The sequence below is a fragment of the Variovorax robiniae genome, from assembly GCF_037889955.1.
Taxonomy (GTDB): domain Bacteria; phylum Pseudomonadota; class Gammaproteobacteria; order Burkholderiales; family Burkholderiaceae_C; genus Variovorax; species Variovorax robiniae.
In genome coordinates this window covers 1-2,374 of the sequence record NZ_JBBKZS010000077.1, presented here as the reverse complement: position 1 = coordinate 2,374, position 2,374 = coordinate 1, and the positions used below count along the sequence as shown (strand labels likewise).

The following is a 2,374-nucleotide window of genomic DNA, read 5'->3' as shown; positions in this document are numbered from 1 at the left end:
CCGAAACTCTTCGAGCGTTGCGTGGTCGAGTGTGCGGCCGTCTCGTTTCATGCCTTTCGAGACTACCATCAATTGAATCTTTTGTCGCTTTAATTACGGACTGGTGAGTAAGCTTGCCGGCCCCGGCGCGCAGCGCCGCAATCTGCGGCCAGCAACGTCACTGCGTCTGCATTTCTCACTTCCTGCCATGACGAGGACGTGCGCCCTAACCTCCTTGTCAGCATCGTCGGCAGCCACTGGCAATGGCCGGCGGGCCAACTACGTGCAGGTCAGCGGGCGGGGCAGGGTGCGGTGCCCTTTTCGCCACCGGGGGGCCGAAAGTACAACCGCCCCCATGCAACGATGAGTTCTGTGAGGTCGTTGCCACCGTACCGAGGCGGCGCCGCTGCCGCCTGGATCCAGGAGCATCCGACGATTGGGAACTGGCACTGTTGGATCTGTTCCTGCGACAGGGAATGGGCATGCTCGAAAGCATGAATGACCCTGCGGAGTGCGATCGCGCTATCGTGCTGACCAAACTCGGTCACCCAAGAGAACCGGGCGCACTGCCTGGCGCTCGCAGCACGCGCGGCATTCGACAAGACCGAGGAACTGGACGACTTTCTCGAACATTGCCTGCGGCATCACCGCCAACACTCGGCGCACCGGTGCTGAGGACTGCGAGGGCGACTCAGTCGCTTACTTGCGGGGTACCGATACGCAGAAAGAGCATTCACATCTAAGAGTTCGTCCTTTTTCGCTTGATCCTCGCTGATCGTTGCGGTGCCGGAAATCGAGACATAGTCGTCATCGTGCACGTTGGCGTACGCAATATTGACGTTCGCGTCAGTGGGCACGTGGCGTGCAATGTCGCCGTCTCGAGCCACGAAAAAGCAAAGCAATGAATCCTCGTCAAGTGCCTTGTTCTGCGTGGTCAAAGGCTGGCTGTGCAGATGCCCGTCACCATGCCGATGCGTCAACATGCCAAACTTGGTGTCTTGGATGATTTTCCAAAGTTTGTCGTATGCGTTTTCGTTGCCCATGACGTGCTCCTGGTTGAAGGCTCAAAAGACTCATCATTGAAGAGGTGGGCGGACAGGGTGCGGACGGCAGCACCACGCGTGATTGCGATTTGCGCGCGGCACCAGCTTCAAGTAACGTTGAAAGGTGTGCCGCCAAGTTCACGACCATCTAGGCTTCTACCCTCCTTCAACGCGACGGTCAGCGGCTGCGCGATTTTCGGCACACCGCACGTAGGTCTACGACGCAGGCATAGTGCTCCCACGAAATCAATAGAGATTGCCAATGGAGATTGCAAACCTTGGGGCAGCTTCCGCTGCAGGCATCGGCAATCACTCCGACCACATCGTTGTGCGATCAGGCGACCGACCGCCATCACCGCGAAAAAAGCGTGCCGGTACCCACTGTGAGAACACTAGGTTCGGCGCGGTTGCCAGTCCCTTCCCGATTGCGCTGCGAAATGCCAACCCTCAACCCTTCGGGAGAAGACCAAAAACTGCGACGCCGTTCGTGGTCCCGACGTAGACCTTGCCATTGGCAATCATCGGTGTGATGTACTTGTTCCCCGCGCCGAACTGATCACGGGTGCCCATCTGGTTGCTGTTGTAGAGCTCGGTGGCAAGGTTGCCGGGATCAAACGCATGCAGCGCCGCAACGGTGCCGTTCTCGGCCGCCCACACGATGCCATTGGCCGTCCCGTTGGCCGAGACACTTGGCGTGGTCCCCGGAAACACGAAGGTCATGGCGGTCTGGCTGGAAGGCTTCGCCGACAACCGCGCGTTGGCCACCGTGAACGCCTTCATGTGATCACTGACGGTGCCGATGTAGACCGTGTTGTTGAACCAGGCCGGCATGCCGAACTCGGCGCTGTTCAACGGCACCTTCTGGTAGACGTTGTCGCCAGCGGCGTTGAATTTTCCCATCGCATCGCGGTTGAGCACATAGAGGGTCGCGTCCTTGCCCACTCCCACGGTGAGGTGATGAACGGCCCCGCTTGCATCTGCTAGATCCGGTAGCACCAGCGCGCCACCCGAGCCGAGGTCTTGATCGGCATTGGACTCCTGGACGATGTTCGACATCCCGAAATAATCCGTGACCGAAAGCCCGTTACTGGTGCTGAGCTTTAGAACTTATCCGTAAATAGGTAAACTGTCGATCCGAGCCGCATTGGGCGCGGCGATGGATCGAGATCTTGGCAAAACGTGTTGAGTCGTGGGTGGTGACCGATGAGTTCTGGCAGCGTGTGGAGCCGCTGATTCCTGCTCGCTCGGCGGCAGACAAGATCTATGTGCGCAAGCCAGGGGCTGGCCGGCCACCAAAGCCGGCTCGACTGGTGTTCGAGGCAATCGTCTACGTGCTTCGCACGGGCTGCCAG

At 59.1% G+C, this 2,374-nt stretch carries 2 protein-coding genes and 1 pseudogene; 1 reads left to right on the top strand and 2 read right to left on the bottom strand.

Annotation, left to right across the window (positions count from 1 at the left end; genetic code table 11):
• Positions 1-623: 623 nt before the first annotated feature.
• Positions 624-1,022: a pyridoxamine 5'-phosphate oxidase family protein gene (locus WKW79_RS36855; protein ID WP_340340168.1), complete on the bottom strand. Its 399-nt coding sequence runs from the start codon at positions 1,020-1,022 to the stop codon at positions 624-626.
• A 447-nt stretch (positions 1,023-1,469) separates the two neighbouring features.
• Positions 1,470-2,126, bottom strand: a pseudogene (locus WKW79_RS36850) (pyrrolo-quinoline quinone); the annotation flags it as partial.
• 65 nt (positions 2,127-2,191) lie between these two features.
• Between WKW79_RS36850 and WKW79_RS36845 the strand changes: the two are divergent.
• Positions 2,192-2,374, top strand: a 183-nt coding sequence (locus WKW79_RS36845; protein ID WP_340336045.1) for a transposase, incomplete at its 3' end; no start/stop codon positions are given.